Genomic DNA, 22,800 nt, shown 5'->3' on the forward strand with positions numbered 1-22,800 from the left:
AGACGACGTTCTTTTATCTGTCAATCTCACCAAAAACAATATCCTGAGTACCAATAATCGTTACCGCATCGGCAATCATATGACCCTTCGCCATTTCGTCCAGACCTTGCAAATGAGGGTATCCCGGAGCACGAATCTTCAAACGGTAAGGCTTATTAGCACCATCAGACATCAGATAGATACCAAACTCACCCTTTGGATGTTCAACAGCAGCATATGCTTCACCGACAGGAACATGAAAGCCTTCGGTGAACAGCTTGAAGTGATGGATCAAATCTTCCATATTCGACTTCATGTCAACACGATGCGGCGGGGTAACTTTGTGATTATCTGAAATGACAGGACCCTGATTATTTCTGAGCCACTCAACACATTGCTTAATAATACGGTTTGATTGGCGCATTTCTTCTACACGAACAAGGTATCGGTCATAGCAATCACCATTGACACCGACAGCAATATCGAAATCAAGCAAATCATATACTTCGTATGGTTGCTTCTTGCGCAAATCCCATTCAACGCCAGAGCCTCGCAACATCGCACCGGTAAAGCCCATCGCTTTCGCGCGCTCAGGCGACACGACGCCAACACCGACCAAACGCTGCTTCCAGATACGATTATCCGTCAACAATGTTTCGTACTCGTCGACGTATTTTGGGAAGCGATTTGTAAAATCTTCGATAAAATCAAGCAAAGAACCCTGGCGGTTTTCGTTAAGAAAACGCATTGTTTTCTCGTTCTTCAGCAAAGATGCTTTATGCTTAGGCATTTCATCAGGCAAATCACGATAGACACCACCCGGGCGATAGTAAGCCGCATGCATACGCGCACCGGACACCGCCTCATAGCAGTCCATCAGATCTTCACGCTCACGGAATGCATACAACATCACCGCCATAGCACCAACGTCAAGCGCATGCGCACCAATCCACAACAAGTGATTCAGCAGACGCGTTATTTCATCAAACATCACCCGTATGTATTGGGCGCGTAACGGCACTTCCAACCCGAGCATTTTCTCAATAGCCATCACATAGGCGTGCTCGTTTGCCATCATCGACACATAATCGAGCCTATCCATGTAAGGAACGGACTGCAAAAATGTCTTTTGTTCGGCCAGCTTTTCTGTCGCGCGATGCAACAGACCGATATGCGGGTCAGCACGCTGAATAACTTCGCCATCCAATTCAAGCACCAGACGCAAAACACCGTGCGCAGCAGGATGCTGAGGACCAAAGTTGAGTGTGTAATTCTTAATCTCAGCCATTATTTCATCCCGTAATTTTCTTCACGAATAATACGTGGCGTATTTTCGCGTGGCTCAATAGTCACAGGTTGATAGACAACGCGCTTTTGCTCCGCATCGTAACGCATCTCCACATAGCCAGATACAGGGAAATCTTTGCGGAATGGGTGACCAATAAAACCATAGTCGGTCAGAATACGACGCAAGTCGTTATGACCATCAAACAATATACCGTACAAATCAAAGGCTTCACGCTCATACCAGTTGGCAGCGTTCCACACGTCAATCAGAGATGAAACCAGGGGCATTTCATCGTCCGGCGCAAAAACACGGACACGAAGGCGCCAGTTATTTTTAATCGACAGCAAATGAGAGACAACTGCGTAACGAGCACCATCCCAGGCACCGTCCGCATAAGTAGAGTAATCAACACCACACAGGTCAATCAACTCTTCAAAGCATGTCTCCGGATGATCGCGCAGATCGCGCATGACCTGCAAGTATTCAGCTGCCGACACAACAACCGTCAACTCACCGAGAGCATTTTTCAGCTCAAGAATACGCTCACCCAAGACTGCTTTTAATGCCTGCTCGAGTTTTTCTAATTTGATCGTCATAGTTAAAAGCTGCCTAAGCAATCACGCAATCAGCGCGCGATGGTGTTTGTACGTTTAATTTTGTTTTGCAGCTGAATGACACCGTACAGCAACGCTTCTGCCGTCGGCGGACAACCAGGCACATAAATATCAACTGGAACGATACGATCACAGCCACGAACCACGGAATAGGAATAGTGGTAATAACCGCCACCATTAGCACAAGACCCCATAGAAATAACCCAACGGGGCTCTGCCATCTGATCGTAGACTTTGCGCAACGCAGGTGCCATCTTATTACACAAAGTACCCGCAACAATCATCACATCTGAGTGACGCGGCGAAGGACGAAACACAACACCAAAACGATCAAGATCGTAGCGCGACGCACCTGCATGCATCATTTCAACTGCACAGCAAGCCAGACCGAACGTCATCGGCCACATCGACCCGGTACGAGTCCAGTTAATCAGCTTATCAGCCGTTGTCGTAACAAAGCCTTCGTTCAACACACCTTCAATAGCCATTTTCCATCACTCCCAATCCAGAGCGCCTTTTTTCCAGATGTACCAGAATCCGACAGCAAATTCGAGCACAAAGCCAAGCATAATCAAGAAACCAGTCCATCCAAGGTCACGCATAGCTACGCCCCACGGAAAGAAAAATGCTGTTTCAAGATCAAAGAGAATGAAGAGAATCGCGATCAGATAATATCGCACATCAAATTTCATACGCGCATCTTCAAATGCTTCGAAGCCGCACTCGTATGCAGATGTTTTTTGAGAGTCTGGCTTATACGGACCGAGGACTCGCCCCAAAACCTGAGGCAACACACCAACTCCGATACCAACCAGAATAAAGAGAAGAACTGGGAAATAATTTTCGAGGTTCACGTTAGGCTACCTGTAATTGAACGCCATATGAAGCAAATTACTTTTGAATTACAGCATCAGAAATAACCGCTTCCTCGACAAAACCAGCAAGGAAAACTGATTTGTTTTTTGGTGCCGACGACGAGACTCGAACTCGTACAGCTTTCGCCACTACCCCCTCAAGATAGCGTGTCTACCAATTTCACCACGTCGGCCTAAGCCCAGCATTCTACCCTGAATGACCTCATTGTTCAACGCACAATCGAGGAAATTCAAGAATTTTTACCGGGAAATATAAATTTATTTTGGAATCTGATTTGGCTGCGCCGATGAAGCAGCCGCAGCAGAAGCTGGAGCAGGCGCCTGCACAGCAACAGGAGCAGCTTTTGTCACTGGCAAATTATCCATTACACCACCTGCAGGTTTGCGTTCACCACCAAAAACACCCAGCGCTAAAGTTGCCGCAAAAAATATTGCTGCCGCAATACCTGTAGAACGGGACAAGAAATTTGAGGAACCTGTTGCTCCAAACAGACTACCGGATGCCCCCGAACCAAAAGAAGCGCCCATATCAGCACCCTTACCATGCTGCAGCAAAACCAGGCCGATAATTGCCAATGCAGAGATCACCTGAACAACCACTACCAATGTAAAAAAAGTTTGCATTCAAAACACCCAAAAAAATTAATCTTCAATCTTTAGTCAAACAATCAAACTGCAGCAACAATGGCGAGAAAATCTGCCGACTTCAACGCAGCACCACCAATCAGACCACCATCAATATCTGCCATCGCCAGCAAATCTTTTGCATTATCCGGCTTCATACTGCCGCCATAAAGTATCTGAACCGTCGCCGCCGCCGCCGTGTCTTTCAGCGCAATTTGCTGACGCAAAAAGGCATGAACATCCTGCGCCATCTGAGGCGTTGCTGTTTTACCGGTACCAATCGCCCACACAGGCTCATAAGCAACAACCAGACGAGCGATTTGAGTCGCATCCAAAACATCCAGCACAGCCTGCAATTGCGCACCAACCACCTCTTCAGTCTGCCCGCTCTCACGCTGCTCCAGAGTCTCACCGACACAGACAATCGGAATCAACTGTTCAGACATGGCACGCAGCGCTTTTTTTGCAACGACAGCATTGGACTCGGCATGATATGCACGACGCTCAGAATGCCCGACGATCACATAACGACAACCGCAATCAACCAGCATCGAAGCAGCAACTTCACCGGTAAACGCTCCCTGCGCATGCTCAGAGACATCTTGCGCACCCCACTTGACAGAGCTTGCATTCAGCAGCTCCGCACACTGAGCAAGATAGGGCGTTGGGGCGCATACCAGCACATCACAATCCGGAGACACAGATAAACCGGCTACGATTTCAGATAACAAGGAACGGTTAGCAGCGAAGCTGCCATTCATTTTCCAGTTACCAGCAATGAGAGTACGTCGCATAAGAGATCAGAATATAAATAACCGTCTATTGTATCCCGCTGATAATACCCGGTCAAACAAAGCCAACATAAAACAAACAAGCCATGAAATAGCACGACGATTATATCCCCCCAGATATCCACTCATTCATCCTGCACACCGATCATACTGACACGCCAAAATCCGCTCTCCCTCAATCTCGTCACTCAGACCATGGGAAATCAGACTACTTGCAGCATAATTTTACCGATGTGACGACCATCTTCCATCAAAGCATGTGCCTGCGCCGCATCACTCAAGGAGAGTACCTGATGAATGACTGGTCTGATCTTCCCGGCTTCAAGTAAGGGCCAGACACGTTGCTGCAATTGTGCAGAAATTTGCGCTTTAAACTCAACTGAACGTGGACGTAAAGTTGATCCGGTTATGGTCAGCCGCCGGCGTAATACCTGCCCAAAATCTAACTCCCCACGACTACCACCCAGCAAAGCAATAATCGCAATGCGACCGTCATCTGCCAGACTGTCAATCTCCAGCGGTATATAACTTCCTGCCACCATATCGAGAATTACATCCACCCCCTTACCTGCCGTCAGTAATTTAACAACCTCAGGGAATTTTTCAGTCTTATAGTTGATGACCCGCTCAGCACCAAGCTTTTCAGCTGCTCGGCATTTTTCATCCGTACCAGCCGTCGCAAAAACCCGGTGACCAAGCGCACTCGCAATCTGAATAGCCGCAACACCAATTCCAGATGTACCGCCCTGCACCAACAAGGTCTCACCAGTACTCAGCCTGGCCCGATCGAAGACATTACTCCACACAGTGAAATAAGTTTCAGGCAATGAAGCCGCCTCCAACATGCTCAGACCCTTCGGCACCGGTAAGCATTGTGCCGCCGGGGCAACACAATATTCAGCATATCCGCCACCCTGCACCAGAGCACAGACAGCATCACCTGACTGAAACTCCGTCCCCGACAAATCTCCACCGACGATTTCCCCTGCAACCTCCAGACCCGGCAAATCAGAAGCCCCCTTTGGCACCGGATAATAGCCGAGTCGCTGCAACACATCAGGACGATTCACGCCCGCAGCGTGCACCTTAATTAATATCTCACCTACCTTTGGCTGCGGAACCTCACGCTCACACAACTGCAGGACCTCGGGCGCCCCATATTTTGTAATTTCAATTGCACGCATAAAAATCACCAGTTAAATAAAAAAAGTCATAGTATGCCAATAAAAAAACGCCCGTCTGAACGGGCGTTTTTTAATGCAACATTTTAACTAAAGCCAGCGCTTACTGTGCTGCTTGCGGCTCTTGCGATTGTGCTTGCGCATCGCCTTCGACAACAGCAGCTTTCATGGACAACTTGAAGCGGCCACGATCATCCGTTTCCAGCACTTTCACACGCACTTGCTGCCCCTCTTTAAGATAATCAGCAACTGCATTAACGCGTTCGTTAGCAATCTGACTGATGTGCAGCAAGCCATCTTTACCTGGCATGATTTGCACAATCGCGCCGAAGTCCAGCAACTTCAATACCGTACCTTCGTAAATTTTACCCACTTCAACTTCCGCAGTCAGCTCTTCAATACGGCGCTTGGCTTCTTGTCCGGCAGCCGCATCAACAGAAGCGATAGTAACAACGCCTTCGTCGCTGATGTCGATCTGAGTACCTGTTTCTTCCGTCAACGCGCGGATCACTGCTCCGCCCTTACCAATCACATCACGGATTTTCTCAGGATTGATCTTGATCGTAATCAGGCGTGGCGCAAAATCAGACAACTCGGTCTTACCAACCGGAACCGCCTCTTGCATTTTACCCAGAATATGGACGCGACCTTCTTTCGCCTGTGCCAGAGCAACCTGCATAATTTCTTTAGTGATACCCTGGATTTTAATATCCATTTGCAACGCAGTGATACCTTCGGCAGTACCGGCAACTTTAAAGTCCATATCGCCAAGGTGATCTTCATCACCCAGAATATCAGTCAGAACAGCAAACTTATTACCTTCTTTGATCAGACCCATGGCGATACCTGCAACATGTGCTTTCATCGGCACACCCGCATCCATCAAAGCCAGACAGCCACCGCAGACGGATGCCATAGAAGAGGAGCCGTTGGATTCAGTAATCTCAGAAACCAGACGGACGGAGTAGCTGAAATCTTCCGGATCAGGCAATGCAGCCTGCAAAGCGCGTTTCGCCAGACGACCGTGACCAATTTCACGACGCTTAGGCGTACCAACACGACCTGTTTCACCAGTAGCAAACGGAGGCATGTTGTAATGCAACATGAAGCGGTCAGAGTATTCACCCATGAGCGCGTCAATTTTTTGCTCATCACGGGCAGTACCCAGCGTTGCAATCACCAGCGCCTGAGTTTCACCACGGGTGAACAAGGCTGTACCGTGCGTGCGCGGCAAAATGCCGGTACGAATAGTGATGGGACGTACAGTACGTGTATCGCGACCGTCGATACGTGGCTCACCCTCAAGGATTTGCGAGCGAACAATTTTCGCTTCCAGATCAAACAGGATGTTACCGACTTCAGCAGAGTCAGGAGCAGCCTCGCCTTTAGCAGCAGCTTGCTCAGCCAGCGCTGCAGTCACTGTAGAAGTTGCTGCCTTCAGTTGCTCAGTACGAGCTTGTTTTTCTTTGATTTGATAAGCAGCGCGCAACAAAGGCTCTGCAACAGCAGTAACAGCAGCAATCAGTACTTCATTTTTCGGTGCAGGCGCCCATTGCACTTCAGGCTTACCACCATCACGTACCAATTCGTGAATCGCATCGATCACGGCTTTCATTTGCTCATGACCGAACACAACCGCACCGAGCATGACTTCTTCAGACAATTGCTGCGCTTCAGATTCCACCATCAGCACAGCTTGCTCTGTACCCGCAACAACCAGATCCAGCTTGGAAGATTTCAACTGCGTTGCCGTTGGATTCAATACATACTGACCGTCAATATAACCAACGCGCGCAGCACCAACAGGGCCATTAAAAGGAATGCCAGCAACAGAAATCGCTGCAGAAGCGCCGATCATCGCAGCGATATCCGGATCAATTTCAGGATTGACGGACAATACATGCACAATCACCTGAACTTCATTCAGATAGCCCTCTGGGAACAATGGGCGAATCGGGCGATCGATCAAACGTGAAGTTAATGTTTCTTTTTCTGATGGACGACCTTCTCGCTTGAAGAAACCACCAGGAATGCGGCCTGCAGCGTAAGTTTTTTCCATATAATCCACGGTCAGAGGAAAAAAGTCCTGACCAGGTTTAGCATCTTTTTTTGCAACAACCGTTGCCAGCACCACGGTATCTTCTATCGATACCATCACAGCGCAGGAAGCCTGACGTGCGATTTCACCGGTCTCCAATGTCACCTGGTGTTGACCATATTGGAAAGTTTTCGTAATTTTGTTAAACACAATGTGTCCTTTCTATTTTGCCGACAGATTTTCAGGCGCTGTCGTTCACCTCACCACGTGCAATCCGTCAGGATTGCCTTTTGCCAGTTTTTCACTTATTTCCAACAAATTTTGCTAAAAATTTCGCGAAAAACCAAAACATCAGATAAACAAAAAGCCTGCGACAGTCAACTGACGCAGGCTTTTTGCTATAAATTTTTTGCTAAATTCAGCAAGAATTACTTACGCAAGCCGAGTTTTTCGATCAGAGCGCGATAGCGATTCAGGTCTTTACCTTTCAGGTAAGACAACAGGCTTTTACGACGGTTAACCATCATAATCAGACCACGACGGGAATGGTGATCTTTACCGTGGGCTTTAAAGTGACCGTTCAGATCATTGATACGGGCTGTCAGCAAAGCAACCTGAACTTCTGGAGAACCTGTGTCGTTCTGACCACGGGCGTTATCCGCTACGATAGCGGCTTTTGTACTTTTTTCGATAGACATAACTTTTCCTTTACATGCGATAGCAACAGTTGTTGAGTAACAAAACCATCACTATCGTGAAATAAACTCCCGCCAAAATGACGGGAGCCGAGACTATAGCACAGAAATAATCAATGAATCAAACTTGTGGATTCAGCTTTTCTGACTTGGATTCGAGTTTATTCAGCGCTGACAAGTAAGCCTTCGCAGATGCCACAACGATATCAGGATCAGCACCGACACCATTGACGATACGTCCGGATTTTTGCAGCCTCATCGTTACCTCTCCCTGAGACTGTGTGCCGGTCGTGATTGCATTGACTGAAAACAGCAGCAATTCAGCGCCACTGTTAACCTCGGATTCAATCGCGTTCACGATTGCATCCACTGGTCCATTTCCATTTGCTTCGCAAGTCACTTCCTTACCGGCAAAAGCAAACACCACTTTTGCCTTCGGTGATTCGCCAGTCTCAGAATGCTGGGCCAGCGAAACAAAGCGGTATGCTTCTTTGTCATTGGCCTGTTCTTCGTCTGACACCAGAGCAAGGATATCTTCATCAAAAATTTCAGATTTGCGGTCAGCCAGTTCCTTGAAACGGGCAAAAGCGGCGTTGATTTCTGCTTCAGATTCCAGAATGATGCCAAGCTCTTCGAGGCGCTGTTTGAAGGCATTCCGGCCTGAGAGCTTACCGAGAACAATTTTATTTGCACTCCAGCCCACGTCTTCGGCACGCATGATTTCATAGGTATCACGCGCTTTCAGTATGCCATCCTGATGAATGCCGGACGCATGGGCAAACGCATTTGCGCCAACCACGGCTTTATTTGGCTGCACTGCAAAGCCGGTAATTTGCGACACCAGCTTCGATGCCGAAACAATCTGAGTCGTATCAATACCCAGATCGAGATTAAAGTAATCTTTACGCGTACGCACCGCCATCACGATTTCTTCGAGCGCAGTGTTACCAGCACGCTCACCAAGACCATTAATCGTACATTCCACCTGACGTGCGCCACCAATCATCACACCCGCAAGCGAGTTCGCCACGGCCATTCCCAGATCATTATGACAATGCACCGACCAGATCGCTTTATCAGAATTCGGGATACGCTCACGCAAGGTTTTCAGCATATTGCCGTATAACTCCGGCACACCGTAGCCAACCGTGTCAGCGAAGTTAATCGTCGTTGCACCTTCTTTAATTACCGCCTCAATCACGCGGCATAAAAAGTCCATCTCCGAGCGGCTGCCGTCTTCCGGACTGAATTCAACGTCGTCCGTAAAATTTCGCGCAAAACGTACTGCCTGAATCGCTTGTTCCAATACCTGATCCGGAGTCATGCGCAATTTTTTCTCCATGTGCAAAGGAGACGTCGCAATAAAAGTGTGAATACGCTTGCGCTGCGCAGCAGCCAGGGCTTCCGCTGCACGGGAAATATCGCGGTCATTGGCGCGTGACAAAGAGCAGATCACGGAATCTTTAATCGTCGCAGAAATAGCTTTGATCGATTCAAAATCACCGGGCGAGGCTGCCGCAAAACCGGCCTCAATCACATCGACTTTCAATCTCTCCAGTTGTTTCGCAATCCGCAGTTTTTCATCTTTCGTCATCGATGCGCCCGGTGATTGCTCGCCATCGCGCAAAGTAGTATCAAATATGATGAGTTTGTCTGCCATGATTTTCTCCTGAAAAGAATGATTGAGATTGAAAATGAATCGATAAAAATGCTGAATATTCTCCGCCCCACCCTTGCAACGCACACAGGGGTAAGAGATTACTCAAATTGTGGGTATAGGGGATTTAGCGCGTTACCGCACTAGCAGAAATGCAAATAGCGATAGCAGACGGGATGCGTCTGCTACAGTTTTTAATGTGAGGGATGTGACTGAAAAGTTCATGCATTCGACTATAAGCGCGAACACAGAAAAGTGCAAGAATTTATAGCAGCATCTTTCTAATTTAATTAATCCGAAAAGAAAAAAAGCCACAATGCATTTTGTACATTGTGGCGATTCTGCGTTAAAACAAAATTTTATTTATCGTCGTGCGTTTCCACGCTGGTCTGGATGATGCTGATCGGCCGACCTTTGCGCCAGCGCCACAGCAACACAACGTAACCGGATAAACCATACAACACAAACAAACCAAATAACACTTTAGGCGGATCACTGACCACGACCACATACACCAGTAACACTAACAAAGGCGCAATAAAAGGAACGCTTTTTTTCAGATTCACATCTTTGAAACTGTAAAACGGCACGTTCGTCACCATCGTCAGACCCGCAAACAAGGTGATGCCCCAGGCAATCCAGCGCAGATCGCCACCAGCAAAATGCAAATCATCCATCAACAGCACAAAACCAGCGACCAGCGCCGCTGCGGCCGGACTTGGCAAGCCCTGAAAATAACGTTTATCAACAATACTGATATTCGTATTAAAGCGTGCCAGTCGCAACGCGGCGCCTGCACAATAAACAAATGCGGCCAGCCAGCCAAGTTTATCCATACCGCGCAACGACCATTCATACACGACCAGTGCCGGTGCAGCACCAAAAGAAATCATGTCTGACAGACTGTCGTACTGCGCACCGAATTCACTTTGGGTATTCGTCATCCGGGCAACCCGGCCATCCAGACTATCCAGTACCATCGCAATAAAAATCGCCAGCGCTGCCTGATAAAAACGCTGATCCATTGCCATAACAATGGCGTAAAACCCGCAGAACAAAGCAGCAGTTGTAAATGCATTCGGTAACAAATAAATGCCACGTCCGCGCGCCGCCGTTTTCACAGGCAAAGCCACGCTGTCGGCATCGACTCTTTGCTGCGTTTTACGTACGCCTTTAGGGAAAAGCTTGAAATTACCTTTGGGTTTGCGTCGATTAAAAGATGGCATGTGAATCTGAAGAAATAAAATAGCCCGAACATGTCGGGCGGAACCTGGCACTTTGCGCAGGAAGTATAACCCTGTTTATCAGTCAGGCAAACCCGCAAGCCTGACTGTATGGTCTATTTCAGGCGCAGTTTCCCGGTGATTTTTATATTCAGGGAAGTAAATCCCGGCTCAAAGCTGGGTTCCGTTGCCGCCGCATCAGCTCTGGCTGCCTTGAGCATCATGGGTGCAGCCTCAAACTGACGCAACTCACTACCGGCGTTATCAAAATCGAGAGACTCGATCACAATATCATCAAGCTTCTTCCCCATAGTAGCTGCAATCATTTTGACTTTCTCAGAAAACTGACGATAACCAGCGTCAACCCGCGCGGCTTCGAATTTTTTGATCGCGGCATCAGACAAACCGAAATTCACACCGTTCAGCGCCAGCACTTTCTGACCTGCGGCTGCCGTCGAGGACAGCTGCGCAAGATTGGTCGTTTTCACTTCCAGATACTGACCAGAGCGCCAACCTGTAATCTGGCGCTTGACTGGCTGCCCTGCTGCGTTCACCGGGGTTTCAGCATAGATGGGATAAGAATAATAAGATCGCGTGCGTAACTCTGCCTGCGGGTCTTCTTTCCTGATCAGCTCAGTACCGGATTTCATTTTCTGATTAACCCTGGACGCGGCCACGGTTTTGTCTTTATCCTGCTCTTCGATATAAAAATTGAGCACTGCCTGATCATTGTCAGCCTTCACATCTGCCGATCCTGAGACGGTAATGACGGTACCGGTAAGCGTCTGCGCGGCAACGGGGATTGCCAGCACACAAGCCGCAGTAAAGCCAAGTAATTTTTTCATGATCATTCTCCGGAAATGTTGGTATTGTTGATTCAGACAAGTCTTCTTGATTCAAGTTGCTAAGATACCTTGTTTTCAGCGTTCTCACCCATCCAATATTCCTGCAATGACTCCAACAGGATTTGTGTTTCAAAGCTAAATCAGCTTCCCACCCCGTTTTCAGCCATAAAAATACTCCCCCCAGTATATTTATATCCCCTTTATTTTATTGGGACATATAGGTGAAAATGAGACATACTCCCCTGTTTTATTCAATTTAGCGACAAACAACAGATATTTTGAGGCGAAAAAAAGTCGTCCCAATGGACGACTTTTAGCCTTCGGGCTGCGTGCGCCTGTGAGCGCACGCTGGATGATGTCCGGCGATCTTGGCAATTAGTTTTTGCTTTGATCAACCAGTTTGTTTTTAGCAATCCAAGCGCACTCGTAGGCGTAAAAAAAGTCGTCCCAGTGGACGACTTTTAGACTTCGAGCTGCGTGCGCCTGTGAGCGCACGCTGGATGATACCCGGCGATCTCAGCAATTAGTTTTTGCGTTGATCAACCAGTTTATTTTTCGCAATCCAAGCGCACTCGTAGGCGTAAAAAAAAGTCGTCCCAGTGGACGACTTTTAGCCTTCGGGCTGAGTGCGATTGCAAGCGCACGCTGGATGATGCCCGGCGATCTTGAAGATTAGTTCTTCGATTGATCAACCAATTTGTTTTTCGCGATCCAAGGCATCATCGCACGCAGTTTTGCGCCGACTTCTTCGATCTGATGTTCTGCAGTCAGACGACGACGGGAAATCAAGGTAGGCGCACCTGCTTTGTTTTCCAGGATGAAGCTCTTCGCGTATTCACCAGTCTGAATATCTTTCAGGCATTGGCGCATCGCATTTTTGGTGTCTTCAGTCACAACGCGTGGGCCTGTCACGTATTCGCCGTATTCTGCATTGTTAGAGATCGAGTAATTCATGTTAGCGATACCGCCTTCATAGATCAGATCAACGATCAGCTTCAGTTCATGCAAGCATTCAAAGTACGCCATTTCAGGTGCATAACCAGCTTCGACCAGCGTTTCGAAACCAGCCTTAATCAGTTCAACCGCACCACCGCACAACACAGCCTGTTCACCGAACAAGTCTGTTTCTGTCTCTTCGCGGAAGTTGGTTTCGATGATACCGGCACGGCCGCCACCATTCGCCATTGCATACGACAAAGCGATGTCGCGGGCAGAGCCGGATTTATCCTGATAGACAGCGATCAGGTGCGGCACGCCGCCACCTTGAGTATAAGTACCGCGTACGGTGTGGCCTGGTGCTTTCGGAGCGATCATGATGACGTCCAGATCAGCGCGTGGCACAACTTGTCCGTAGTGAACGTTGAAGCCATGTGCAAACGCAAGTACCGCGCCTTGCTTGGCGTAAGGTGCAACGTTTTCGTTGTACACCTGAGCGATATTTTCATCCGGCAGCAAAATCATGATGACGTCAGCAGCTTTCACTGCTTCATTGACTTCTGCCACTTTCAGGCCAGCGCCTTCGGCTTTAGACCATGATGCGCCGCCTTTACGCAAAGCGACTGTCACGTTACAACCGGAGTCGTTCAGGTTTTGAGCGTGTGCGTGGCCTTGTGAACCATAACCGATGATAGCAACGTTTTTACCTTTGATCAGGGACAGATCACAATCTTTATCGTAGAAAACTTTCATTTTTTATCCTATTTAATTTGAATGATTTTTATATGCCAGAGGCAGATGAATACTTGCTTATACCTTGAGGATGCGTTCGCCGCGTCCTATACCTGAACCACCTGTTCTGACAGTCTCCAGAATTGACGCACGATCGATGGAATCAATGAATGCATCCAGCTTACTTTTGTTACCCGTCAATTCTATGGTGTAGGTTTTTTCGGTCACGTCAATGATGCGGCCGCGGAAAATATCTGCCGTACGCTTCATTTCTTCGCGTTCTTTACCCACTGCCCTTACCTTAATCAGCATCAGTTCACGCTCGATATGAGCGCCTTCTGTCAGATCAACCACCTTCACCACTTCGATCAGACGGTTCAGGTGTTTTGTGATCTGCTCGATGATGTCGTCCGAACCACTGGTGACGATAGTCATACGGGACAAGGTCGAGTCTTCAGTCGGAGCAACCGTCAGCGTCTCAATGTTGTAACCACGGGCAGAGAATAATCCGACCACACGGGACAAAGCACCGGCTTCATTTTCCAGAAGGATGGAAATAATGTGTCTCATATCACAGATCCTCCGAGCCAAGCAGCATTTCAGTCAGGCCCTGACCCGCCTTCACCATAGGCCAGACGTTTTCAGTCTGATCGGTAATGAAGTTCATGAATACCAGTCTGTCTTTCATTGCGAACGCCTCACGTACGGCACCATCAACGTCTGCAGGATTTTCAATTTTCATGCCGACGTGACCATAAGCCTCCACCAGTTTGGTGAAGTCCGGCAGTGAATCCATGTAAGACTCGGAATAACGTGAACCATAATCAATTTGCTGCCACTGTCTGACCATGCCGAGGAAGCGGTTGTTCAACAGGATGATCTTGGGTGTCAGGTGATATTGCTTGCAGGTCGCTAATTCCTGAATACACATTTGTATCGAGGCTTCGCCGGTAATACAGGCGACGGTCGCATCCGGATTCGCCATCTGTACGCCCATCGCGTAAGGCAGCCCGACACCCATCGTTCCCAGGCCACCGGAATTAATCCAGCGACGTGGCTTATCGAAACGATAGTACTGTGCTGCCCACATCTGATGCTGGCCCACGTCGGAAGTCACAAAGGCATCGCCATTGGTTACTTCCCAGACTTTTTCAACCACAGATTGTGGCTTGATCAGCTCAGAAGACGGTGTGTATTTCAGACATTCGCGGCCACGCCACTCGTTGATCTGCTTCCACCATGCCGCCAGTGCCTTGGGATCAGGACGGGTCTCAACTGCGCTTAACTGCGACAACATCTCTTGCAATACGTCTTTGACATTACCAACAATAGGAATGTCCACTTTCACGCGCTTGGATATTGAAGAAGGGTCAATGTCGATATGAATAATTTTGCGCGTATTCGACGCAAAATGCTTAGGATTACCAATCACGCGGTCATCGAAACGCGCGCCGATCGCAATCAGCACGTCGCAGTGCTGCATCGCCATATTGGCTTCGTAAGTGCCGTGCATGCCGGGCATACCGACAAATTTTTCGTCACTGGCGCGATATGCACCGAGACCCATCAGCGTGTTAGTGCAAGGGAATCCCAGTTCATCCACCAGCTTGTTCAGTTCCGGGGAAGCATGCGCCAGAATAACGCCGCCACCGGTGTAGATCATCGGGCGTTCTGCCTGCAGCAATAACTGAACCGCTTTACGAATCTGTCCAGCGTGCCCTTTATCGACAGGTTTGTATGAACGCATTTCAACTTCACGTGGATAGCTGTAAGTCGTTTTGTGCATGCTGATATCTTTAGGAATATCGACCAGCACAGGACCGGGGCGTCCGGTTGTTGCGATGAAAAATGCTTTTTTGATCGTCTCTGCCAGATCCCGGACATCTTTGACCAGGAAATTATGTTTCACGCAGGGACGTGTAATACCTACCGTGTCGCATTCCTGGAAAGCATCCTGGCCGATAACAGCACTAGACACCTGTCCCGAGATAACCACCATAGGAATCGAATCCATGTAAGCAGTTGCCAGACCAGTCACCGCATTGGTAACGCCGGGTCCGGATGTGACCAGAGCCACGCCTACTTTATTCGAGGAACGTGAGTAAGCATCAGCAGCGTGAATTGCAGCCTGTTCGTGACGAACGAGGACGTGCTGAAATTTATCTTGTTTGTAGATTGCATCGTAGATATAAAGTACTGCGCCGCCCGGATATCCGAAAACATGCTCAATACCTTCTTCGGCAAGACACTTGACCAGTATCTCTGCGCCGGTTAATTCTGAACTCATTATGTTGTCCTTTCAAGGTCCATAGGAAATTGATCGGATGTTCTTTCCTGGCGAAACCGACATGCAAATCCGGCGAGCTGATATTCCTTTTTGTGCCGCGACATTTTCTTTTACACCCCCGTTGGGCGTGGTACCGGAAAATGCTTAAGGTACTCGTTCAATCAGTGTTAAGGCTTTACAACGACAAGTTTCTCACGCTTGTGGCATGGGTCAGAACAAACAGCTTCATTAAAGCGCACTTGCTGGCAATAACATTGTGGGTCATTCCTGACAAGTATTTGACACTCCGAGATTTTGAAGTGGACTTACACGGTAATGCGTTGCAGCATTTTGGTCAAGCAGAATTATTCCTTTCTGTTTTTATCCACGTTCTATTTCATCCTTAAAAATTCGTCGTATGACAAAATTTGGGACACGTAAGGCTATTTTTGCTAGGATATGCGCAATTTTAAAAGCAGGCAGCTTTTTAACGGCGAAGGCCGCTATTGATAAATAAAAGCACTATCACCATATGAATATCGCCACCAATGGCTGCTGATAAAGAATTATCGAATTTCCTCGAAAATGTAGAGAGACGTGCGTACAAGCATGCTGTCTACACGGTCAGAAACGAAGAATCAGCGCTGGACATTGTCCAGGAAGCAATGATTAAACTCTCTGAAAAGTATGGCGACAAGCCAGCAAATGAGTTGCCTATGCTGTTTCAGAGAATATTACAGAACACCATATTGGATTTTTTCCGGCGCGAGAAAGTACGGAATACCTGGGTCAGCCTGTTTTCCAGCATTATCCCCGGCAACAACAAAGATGATGATAACTTTGACTTGCTCGAAAGTTATGCTGCAGAAGAAGGTACGGAAGCCGCAGAATCGACTGCTGATAAATTAGAACGTGAACAGGTTCTGAATATTATTGATGATGAAATAAAAAAGCTGCCTGCGCGTCAACGGGAAGCGTTCCTCATGCGTTACTGGGAAGACATGGATGTCGCCGAGACAGCCGCAGCAATGGGCTGCTCAGAAGGCAGCGTCAAAACGCATTGTTCTCGTGCAACCCACGCACTGGCCGCCAACCTCAAGGCTAAAGGAATACAGTTATGAACTACTCAAAAGAATCAAGGGATCTGGATTTTGCCTACAAGGTAAAACGAGCTCTGAACGAATCAGCAGAAAACATTCCGTCTCCGGCAATGGAGAGGCTGGCGCAAGCGCGCAAGCTGGCTCTTGCCCGTAAAAAGCCGGAAGCAACGGTCAGCGTGTTCGCAGTCAAGAACGTCCTCGCCGGGGTGAATGGCTTTTCATCGCAAGGCATGGGTTCATGGTTTGGCAAAGTGGGATTAGTGCTTCCTATGCTGGCGCTGGTTGCCGGATTATTTGGTATTTACGAGTATGAACAGCAACAAAATATCAGCGAATTAGCGGATATTGATGCCGCTGTGCTCGTTGACGAGTTACCTCCCGCAGCCTATGTCGATACTGGTTTCAGCGCTTACCTGAATAAAGCGGAGGAGTAAACGTGGCGTTTTTCAACTTACGTCATTGCGCGTTTTTCCTGCTTATTGGTACCGGACTGCCTTTTGCGCTGGCAGGCGGTAGCAGTGTTGTTCCGGCCTCAAAGCCGGCCGTCGCGCTTTTGGCACCGGCTGAACAGGCCAGACCATTGTGGTCGGAACTGAATCCGGCACAAAAGCAAGCTTTGGCACCTTTGGCAAGCGAATGGGACAAATTACCGGAAAGTCGTAAGAAAAAATGGCTGGAAATCAGTAATCGCTACGCGAAGATGAAGCCTGAGGAACAGGTCCGGCTTCAGGAAAGAATGCGCGAATGGCTGAAACTGACGCCCGAACAACGGATGGCAGCACGTGAAAATTTCGCCAAGAGCTCACTGGTGAAGCCTGAGCAGAAATCAGCTCAGTGGCAACAATATCAGCAGCTCAGCGCTGAAGAAAAACAACGTCTCGCACAAGAACATGCAAAGAAAAAAAGCGTGACCAATTTGTCGCCTGATCTGGTGAAAAATCCACAGATACTGGCACCGATCAAGCTGGGCCCCAAACCTCCGGCAAAGCCGGTAACGCCTGCGCCGGCATCGGCAGCAGTAATCGCCGCACCAGCGCCGGCTTCCGGCAGCGTACCGGCCGTCAGTGAACCTGCCATCGCTCCGGCTGCAGTTTCTGCATCCCAGGTCATCTCGAAATAATCTGTGAACAACGCTTTAACCACTCCTACCTTACGTCGCCGTTTGATTTGCATGGTCTATGAAGCTCTGCTGGTCTTCGGCATCGTGTTTGCTGCGGGTTTTTTGTTTGATGTCATCACGCAAAGCAAGCACGCACTGACTTTGCGTCATCTCCGGCAGCTCTGGCTGTTCGTCATTATCGGAATCTATTTTGTCTTTTGCTGGACGCGCAGCGGGCAGACACTTGCGATGCAAACCTGGCGCATCCGTGTCGCGGATACCGACGGTAAAAGGCTTCCCTTAATCAAGGCGATCGTCCGCTATTGCCTGGCATGGATGTGGTTTCTTCCTGCAATGGCAATCATCTACCAGCTTGGCCTCAAAGAATGGATGATGGTGATCGTTCTCGCGCTCGGTATCGCCGGCTGGGCTATGACGTCCCGCTTCGATGCAAATGGTCAATTCTTACACGATAAACTCGCTAAAACACGTTTATTCCACGTTTCTACTGAGAACGAGAAAATTGCCACGATGTAGAGAGAGGTTTTGCTGTTAAACAGAACGATGTTATTCTAATGAAATAATTTTTCGAGAAGAATCACATGCAACACAAAGCTCCTCGCCGTACCCGCGAACGCATCCTCGAACTTTCCCTCCGCTTGTTCAATGAATTTGGCGAGCCAAACATCACGACTACGGTAATTGCCGAAGAGATGAACATCTCTCCCGGCAATCTGTACTACCATTTCCGCAATAAAGACGATATTGTCAACTCCATTTTTACGCAGTTTGAGGCGGAAATTAATAAAAAGCTCGCCTTCCCCCAAGGCAGAAAAGCCAATATCCAGGATATCTGGACTTATCTGCACCTGACTTTTGAGTTGGTCTGGCGCTATCGTTTTTTCTACCGCGATCTGAGCGATTTACTGTCGCGCAACCGTAAGCTGGAACTCAATTTTAAAGAAATCCTGTCGCACAAAATCAAAGTCGCCACTGATCTCTGCCACGACTTGCGTGCCGACGGTGAATTCGAAGCAACCGATATGGATATAGATGCACTCGCGACCAACATGGTAGTAGTCGCCACTTACTGGCTGTCGTATGAATATGTGCGCAATCCGCGTAAATATTCAGAGCTGCAAACCATGTCAGAATCACTGGCGCGCGGCTGTTATCAGGTGATAGTACTGATCAGCCCTTACTTACGCGGCGAAACCAAACAGGTTTTTGAAAAAATGTCGCAGAATTATCTGCAAAAAATGAATCACTCATGAAAGCAATCTGCGTTTATTGCGGCTCAGCGGCAGGTATTCTGCCCGCCTATGCAGCGGGTGCCAGACAACTGGCAGCAAATCTGGTCAAACAACAACTGGGGTTGGTCTATGGCGGCGGCAACGTCGGCCTGATGGGCATCATCGCCGACGAAGTCATGCGACTTGGCGGAAACGTCACCGGCATTATTCCCAAAGCCCTGATGGATAAAGAAGTCGGTCATCGCGGTCTGAGCGAGCTGCACATCGTCAAAAATATGCATGAGCGCAAAGCCATGATGGCTGAATTATCAGATGGTTTTATTGCCATGCCAGGTGGCATAGGTACACTCGAAGAACTGTTCGAGGTCATGACCTGGGCACAACTGGGTTTTCATGACAAACCGATAGGCTTACTGAATGTCGAAGGCTTCTACGACGGTCTGCTGGCATTTTTAAAGAATACCCAGCAACAGGGTTTCTTGCGCTCCGCACATCTGGAGTTACTCTATTCCAGCAGTGATCCGGCAGAATTATTACAGCATTTCAGCACATATCAACCTGTACACGTACGCAAATGGGTAGATAAGCCGGACTTGTAATCCATCTCTGCTCAGTCACAGATGTGACGCAGTACAGTATCTGTGACTGAGAATACTTTATCATCCTTGCCCTGGCGAATGCGGTTTTCCGGGAAATACAGAGTAAAATGCCGCTTCGTCCGTTCTTTACGTGTTTATTTCAAAGCTATGAAATTCTCCAAGCAATTCTCCCTGTACGAATCTGAAGCAACCAGCTTTCTCAAAAGCTTAAAAACTGCGAATCCTAAGCTGGAACAGAGCCAGCGTGATGGCCGCGCGTTGTTGTGGGATAAAGCGCCAGTTGATCTGGAGATGCAAAAACGCAATCAGGAATCCCGCGTACCGCAACAAGCTTACGTTTACCAAAACAAAGGCTGAGATCCTGTCAGAGCACCCTGCTTGTGACCACTTCTGAACTCCCTTCGACAGAGTTACCTCTGGTCGGTGCCGTTGATAGCACGCCCGATGTCGTTGATGGCATGGCGTTTGCGCGACTGTACGGTGAGCCTCTATTCAAGCTGCCGAATGATTTATATATTCCGCCGGATGCGCTGGAAGTTTTTCTGGAAGCATTCGAAGGGCCGCTGGATTTATTGCTGTATCTGATCCGCAAACAGAATTTCAATATTCTCGACATTCCGATGGCGCAAGTGACCTTGCAGTATCTGAAGTACGTCGATCAGATTCGCGAACACAATCTGGAACTTGCAGCAGAATACCTGCTGATGGCCGCGATGCTGATCGAGATTAAATCGCGCATGTTGCTGCCATCAACCAAAAGCAATGCCGACGATGAGGCCGAAGATCCGCGTGCGGAATTGGTGCGGCGTCTGCTCGAATATGAACAAATGAAACTGGCCGCTTACGATTTAAATGCGATTCCGCAGTTAGGCCGCGATTTTTTACATGCGCAGGTATTCGTCGAGCAGAACACGGTATTGCACTGGCCACACGTGGAAGTCGCTGATATACAAGCCGCCTGGGCCGACATCATGAAGCGGGCAACGCTGGTCGCCCATCATAAAATCAGCCGCGAGGAACTATCGGTACGCGAGCACATGTCCGCTATTTTACGCAAGCTGCAATCGACTAAATTTGTCGAATTTTCCGAACTGTTCGACCCGTCCCGCGGCGCACCGGTGCTGGTTGTGAATTTTGTCGCCCTGCTCGAACTGGCAAAAGAAACACTGATAGAAATCACGCAGGCCGAAGCCTTCGCGCCCATCTACGTCAGACTCGCCTATTCGCCAGTCTGAGTATTGTTGATAACCGAAACATCACTCATTCATCATGAAAATCATTTCATCCATTGAAGAATTACGCGACCATCTCAGCGGTCAGTTACGCACAGCATTTGTGCCTACCATGGGCAATCTGCACGAAGGTCATCTGTCGCTGATGCGACTGGCGAAAAAACACGGCGACCCGGTGGTCGCCTCGATTTTCGTCAATCGTCTGCAATTCGGACCGAACGAAGATTTCGACAAATATCCGCGCACTTTCCAGGCTGACGTCGAAAAGCTGGAAAAAGAAGGCGTCTATATTTTGTTCGCACCGACAGAAAAAGATCTGTATCCGGAACCGCAGGAATTCCGCGTTCGTCCACCTGACGATCTCGGCAATATTCTCGAAGGCGAATTCCGCCCCGGCTTTTTCACTGGCGTGACCACGGTGGTGTTGAAATTATTCTCTTGCGTACAACCACGCGTTGCCGTATTCGGTAAGAAAGATTATCAACAGCTGATGATCGTCAGAAATATGAGCAAGCAATTTGCCTTACCAACCGAAATTATCGCAGCCGATACTTTCCGTGCCGAAGACGGCCTCGCCTTATCGTCGCGCAATATGTATCTGTCTGCCGAAGAACGGGCCGAAGCACCAGCGCTGTATCAGGCGTTGAATCAGGTTGCAGAAGAAGTCCGTGGCGGCCACCTGGATCTGTTTGAACTCGAACGTAAAGCGATGGCCGGCCTCACAAATCGCCACTGGAAACCGGATTACATCGCGATCCGCAAACGTGCTGATCTGCAGCCACCGTCGGCTGGCGATATCGCGCAAGGCGCGCCGCTGGTGGTGCTGGCAGCTGCGAAGCTCGGCAATACCCGTCTGATCGACAATCTGGAAATCTGATGACACCGCTGCGCATGCTGATAGGCAGCGTCTGCATACTGTCTGCACTGCTGGTCAGCGCCAGCAGTGTGGCGGCGGTCAGTGTCAAAGATGATGCTGATCGCACGATCACACTCAGCAAACCGGCGCAAAGAATCATCAGTCTGGCGCCGCATGCGACCGAATTATTATTTGAAGCTGGCGCGGCAAAAAGCATCGTTGCCGTCAGTGATTACAGCGATTTTCCGGCGGCCGCAAAAGCATTACCGTCGGTAGGCAATGTCTTTGCCTTAGACCTGGAAAAACTGCTGGCCTTCAAACCTGATCTCGTTGTCGTCTGGGGCACAGGTAGCGGTAAATTGCTGGTCAACAAATTGCGCGACAATCACATCACCGTTTTTGAAAGCGAGCCACGCGATTATGAGATGGTAGCCACCTCGCTGGAACGACTGGCGATACTGGCTGGCACGCCTGCAGCAGGCAAAGCGGCCGCGGAGCAATTCCGTTTGCGGCTCGCCAACCTTCAGAAACAATATCAGAGCGCTCGCGACAAACCTGTCAGTGTTTTTTATCAGGTCAACCGCAAGCCGCTGATGACGCTGAATGATACGCACATGGTCTCGGCAGCGATACGCTTATGCGGCGGCAAAAACGTTTTTGGTGCGCTGAAAGAAATCAGCCCCACCGTTACTGTCGAAGCCTTGCTGGCGGCGAACCCGGACGCGATCATCACCGGTGGCAGCAACACCGACAGCCTGAATGAGTGGCGGCAGTTTTCTGTGCTGACTGCGGCAAAGAAAAATCATCTGTACGCCGTCAATGGCGACTGGCTGAACCGCGCCGGGCCGCGCATACTCGATGGTACCGAGGCACTCTGCAAACACATTGCCGCAGCCAGAGAAAAATAAAACGCTGCG

Annotated in this window: 25 protein-coding genes and 1 tRNA gene; 10 read left to right on the forward strand and 16 right to left on the reverse strand. The window is 48.9% G+C overall.

Translation table 11 applies throughout. From position 1 onward, the window contains the following. Nucleotides 1-13: 13 nt before the first annotated feature. From ACPAOP_RS10555 to ACPAOP_RS10630, 16 genes are all read right to left on the reverse strand, one after another. Complete coding sequence (locus ACPAOP_RS10555) at nucleotides 14-1,267, reverse strand: NADH-quinone oxidoreductase subunit D (protein ID WP_423678724.1); 1,254 nt, start codon at nucleotides 1,265-1,267, stop codon at nucleotides 14-16. Then, the gene (locus ACPAOP_RS10560; RefSeq protein ID WP_423678723.1) at nucleotides 1,267-1,863 is read right to left on the reverse strand and encodes an NADH-quinone oxidoreductase subunit C; all 597 of its coding nucleotides are present in this window, start codon (nucleotides 1,861-1,863) and stop codon (nucleotides 1,267-1,269) included. The genes ACPAOP_RS10555 and ACPAOP_RS10560 overlap by 1 nt, the downstream gene beginning before the upstream one ends. A 29-nt stretch (nucleotides 1,864-1,892) precedes the next feature. After that, on the reverse strand, nucleotides 1,893-2,369 hold the full coding sequence (locus ACPAOP_RS10565; protein WP_186885120.1) for a NuoB/complex I 20 kDa subunit family protein: 477 nt from the start codon (nucleotides 2,367-2,369) through the stop codon (nucleotides 1,893-1,895). Nucleotides 2,370-2,375: 6 nt separating this feature from the next. Further along, nucleotides 2,376-2,735: an NADH-quinone oxidoreductase subunit A gene (locus ACPAOP_RS10570; RefSeq protein ID WP_212679390.1), complete on the reverse strand. Its 360-nt coding sequence runs from the start codon at nucleotides 2,733-2,735 to the stop codon at nucleotides 2,376-2,378. Between the two features lie 109 nt (nucleotides 2,736-2,844). Next, nucleotides 2,845-2,929 (reverse strand) — tRNA-Leu (locus ACPAOP_RS10575). Nucleotides 2,930-3,014: 85 nt separating this feature from the next. Next, nucleotides 3,015-3,380, reverse strand: coding sequence for a preprotein translocase subunit SecG (gene secG / locus ACPAOP_RS10580; RefSeq protein WP_423678722.1), 366 nt, complete (start codon nucleotides 3,378-3,380; stop codon nucleotides 3,015-3,017). A gap of 44 nt (nucleotides 3,381-3,424) precedes the next feature. Continuing rightward, on the reverse strand, nucleotides 3,425-4,174 hold the full coding sequence (gene tpiA, locus ACPAOP_RS10585; protein WP_423707949.1) for a triose-phosphate isomerase: 750 nt from the start codon (nucleotides 4,172-4,174) through the stop codon (nucleotides 3,425-3,427). A gap of 200 nt (nucleotides 4,175-4,374) precedes the next feature. Next, the gene (locus ACPAOP_RS10590) at nucleotides 4,375-5,355 is read right to left on the reverse strand and encodes an NAD(P)H-quinone oxidoreductase (RefSeq protein WP_423707950.1); all 981 of its coding nucleotides are present in this window, start codon (nucleotides 5,353-5,355) and stop codon (nucleotides 4,375-4,377) included. Nucleotides 5,356-5,455: 100 nt separating this feature from the next. After that, nucleotides 5,456-7,600, reverse strand: a complete 2,145-nt coding sequence (pnp, locus tag ACPAOP_RS10595) for a polyribonucleotide nucleotidyltransferase (protein WP_423707952.1) — start codon at nucleotides 7,598-7,600, stop codon at nucleotides 5,456-5,458. Nucleotides 7,601-7,818: 218 nt separating this feature from the next. Next, nucleotides 7,819-8,088 (reverse strand): 30S ribosomal protein S15, encoded by a 270-nt coding sequence (rpsO, locus tag ACPAOP_RS10600; RefSeq protein WP_423678718.1) that lies wholly within the window; start codon nucleotides 8,086-8,088, stop codon nucleotides 7,819-7,821. Nucleotides 8,089-8,206: 118 nt separating this feature from the next. Next, nucleotides 8,207-9,745: a 2-isopropylmalate synthase gene (locus ACPAOP_RS10605; RefSeq protein ID WP_423707953.1), complete on the reverse strand. Its 1,539-nt coding sequence runs from the start codon at nucleotides 9,743-9,745 to the stop codon at nucleotides 8,207-8,209. A gap of 356 nt (nucleotides 9,746-10,101) precedes the next feature. Further along, nucleotides 10,102-10,968, reverse strand: coding sequence for a CDP-diacylglycerol--serine O-phosphatidyltransferase (pssA, locus tag ACPAOP_RS10610; RefSeq protein WP_423678716.1), 867 nt, complete (start codon nucleotides 10,966-10,968; stop codon nucleotides 10,102-10,104). 113 nt (nucleotides 10,969-11,081) lie between these two features. Next, nucleotides 11,082-11,810 carry an SIMPL domain-containing protein gene (locus ACPAOP_RS10615; RefSeq protein WP_423707954.1) on the reverse strand — a complete coding sequence of 243 codons (729 nt, stop codon included), beginning with the start codon at nucleotides 11,808-11,810 and terminating at the stop codon, nucleotides 11,082-11,084. A gap of 672 nt (nucleotides 11,811-12,482) precedes the next feature. Continuing rightward, nucleotides 12,483-13,499, reverse strand: coding sequence for a ketol-acid reductoisomerase (gene ilvC / locus ACPAOP_RS10620; protein WP_423682227.1), 1,017 nt, complete (start codon nucleotides 13,497-13,499; stop codon nucleotides 12,483-12,485). Between the two features lie 57 nt (nucleotides 13,500-13,556). Further along, nucleotides 13,557-14,048, reverse strand: a complete 492-nt coding sequence (ilvN, locus tag ACPAOP_RS10625; protein WP_423682226.1) for an acetolactate synthase small subunit — start codon at nucleotides 14,046-14,048, stop codon at nucleotides 13,557-13,559. A gap of 1 nt (nucleotide 14,049) precedes the next feature. Continuing rightward, nucleotides 14,050-15,765 carry an acetolactate synthase 3 catalytic subunit gene (locus ACPAOP_RS10630; protein WP_423682225.1) on the reverse strand — a complete coding sequence of 572 codons (1,716 nt, stop codon included), beginning with the start codon at nucleotides 15,763-15,765 and terminating at the stop codon, nucleotides 14,050-14,052. A gap of 527 nt (nucleotides 15,766-16,292) precedes the next feature. Between ACPAOP_RS10630 and ACPAOP_RS10635 the strand changes: the two genes are divergently transcribed. The 10 genes from ACPAOP_RS10635 (at nucleotide 16,293) to ACPAOP_RS10680 (ending at nucleotide 22,791) form a co-directional block, all read left to right on the forward strand. Next, nucleotides 16,293-16,865 carry an RNA polymerase sigma factor gene (locus ACPAOP_RS10635; RefSeq protein ID WP_423682224.1) on the forward strand — a complete coding sequence of 191 codons (573 nt, stop codon included), beginning with the start codon at nucleotides 16,293-16,295 and terminating at the stop codon, nucleotides 16,863-16,865. Beyond that, nucleotides 16,862-17,278 carry a DUF3619 family protein gene (locus ACPAOP_RS10640; RefSeq protein ID WP_423682223.1) on the forward strand — a complete coding sequence of 139 codons (417 nt, stop codon included), beginning with the start codon at nucleotides 16,862-16,864 and terminating at the stop codon, nucleotides 17,276-17,278. Before ACPAOP_RS10635 ends, ACPAOP_RS10640 begins: the two co-directional genes overlap by 4 nt. Nucleotides 17,279-17,280: 2 nt before the next feature. Continuing rightward, a complete protein-coding gene (locus tag ACPAOP_RS10645) occupies nucleotides 17,281-17,964 on the forward strand; it encodes a DUF3106 domain-containing protein (protein ID WP_423682221.1) in 684 nt (227 codons plus the stop codon). A 3-nt stretch (nucleotides 17,965-17,967) separates the two neighbouring features. Continuing rightward, a complete protein-coding gene (locus tag ACPAOP_RS10650) occupies nucleotides 17,968-18,480 on the forward strand; it encodes an RDD family protein (protein WP_423682220.1) in 513 nt (170 codons plus the stop codon). A 65-nt stretch (nucleotides 18,481-18,545) separates the two neighbouring features. Next, nucleotides 18,546-19,217: a TetR/AcrR family transcriptional regulator gene (locus tag ACPAOP_RS10655; RefSeq protein ID WP_186885105.1), complete on the forward strand. Its 672-nt coding sequence runs from the start codon at nucleotides 18,546-18,548 to the stop codon at nucleotides 19,215-19,217. Further along, nucleotides 19,214-19,795: a TIGR00730 family Rossman fold protein gene (locus ACPAOP_RS10660; RefSeq protein WP_423682218.1), complete on the forward strand. Its 582-nt coding sequence runs from the start codon at nucleotides 19,214-19,216 to the stop codon at nucleotides 19,793-19,795. Before ACPAOP_RS10655 ends, ACPAOP_RS10660 begins: the two co-directional genes overlap by 4 nt. Nucleotides 19,796-19,942: 147 nt before the next feature. After that, a complete protein-coding gene (locus ACPAOP_RS10665; protein WP_423682217.1) occupies nucleotides 19,943-20,152 on the forward strand; it encodes a DUF3460 family protein in 210 nt (69 codons plus the stop codon). A gap of 23 nt (nucleotides 20,153-20,175) precedes the next feature. Then, nucleotides 20,176-21,030 (forward strand): segregation and condensation protein A, encoded by an 855-nt coding sequence (locus ACPAOP_RS10670; RefSeq protein WP_423682216.1) that lies wholly within the window; start codon nucleotides 20,176-20,178, stop codon nucleotides 21,028-21,030. 34 nt (nucleotides 21,031-21,064) lie between these two features. Continuing rightward, on the forward strand, nucleotides 21,065-21,904 hold the full coding sequence (panC, locus tag ACPAOP_RS10675) for a pantoate--beta-alanine ligase (RefSeq protein ID WP_423682215.1): 840 nt from the start codon (nucleotides 21,065-21,067) through the stop codon (nucleotides 21,902-21,904). Next, the gene (locus ACPAOP_RS10680; protein WP_423707956.1) at nucleotides 21,904-22,791 is read left to right on the forward strand and encodes a cobalamin-binding protein; all 888 of its coding nucleotides are present in this window, start codon (nucleotides 21,904-21,906) and stop codon (nucleotides 22,789-22,791) included. The genes panC and ACPAOP_RS10680 overlap by 1 nt, the downstream gene beginning before the upstream one ends. Nucleotides 22,792-22,800 lie beyond the last annotated feature (9 nt).

It is taken from the genome of Undibacterium sp. WLX3042, assembly GCF_049544825.1.
GTDB lineage: Bacteria > Pseudomonadota > Gammaproteobacteria > Burkholderiales > Burkholderiaceae_D > Undibacterium.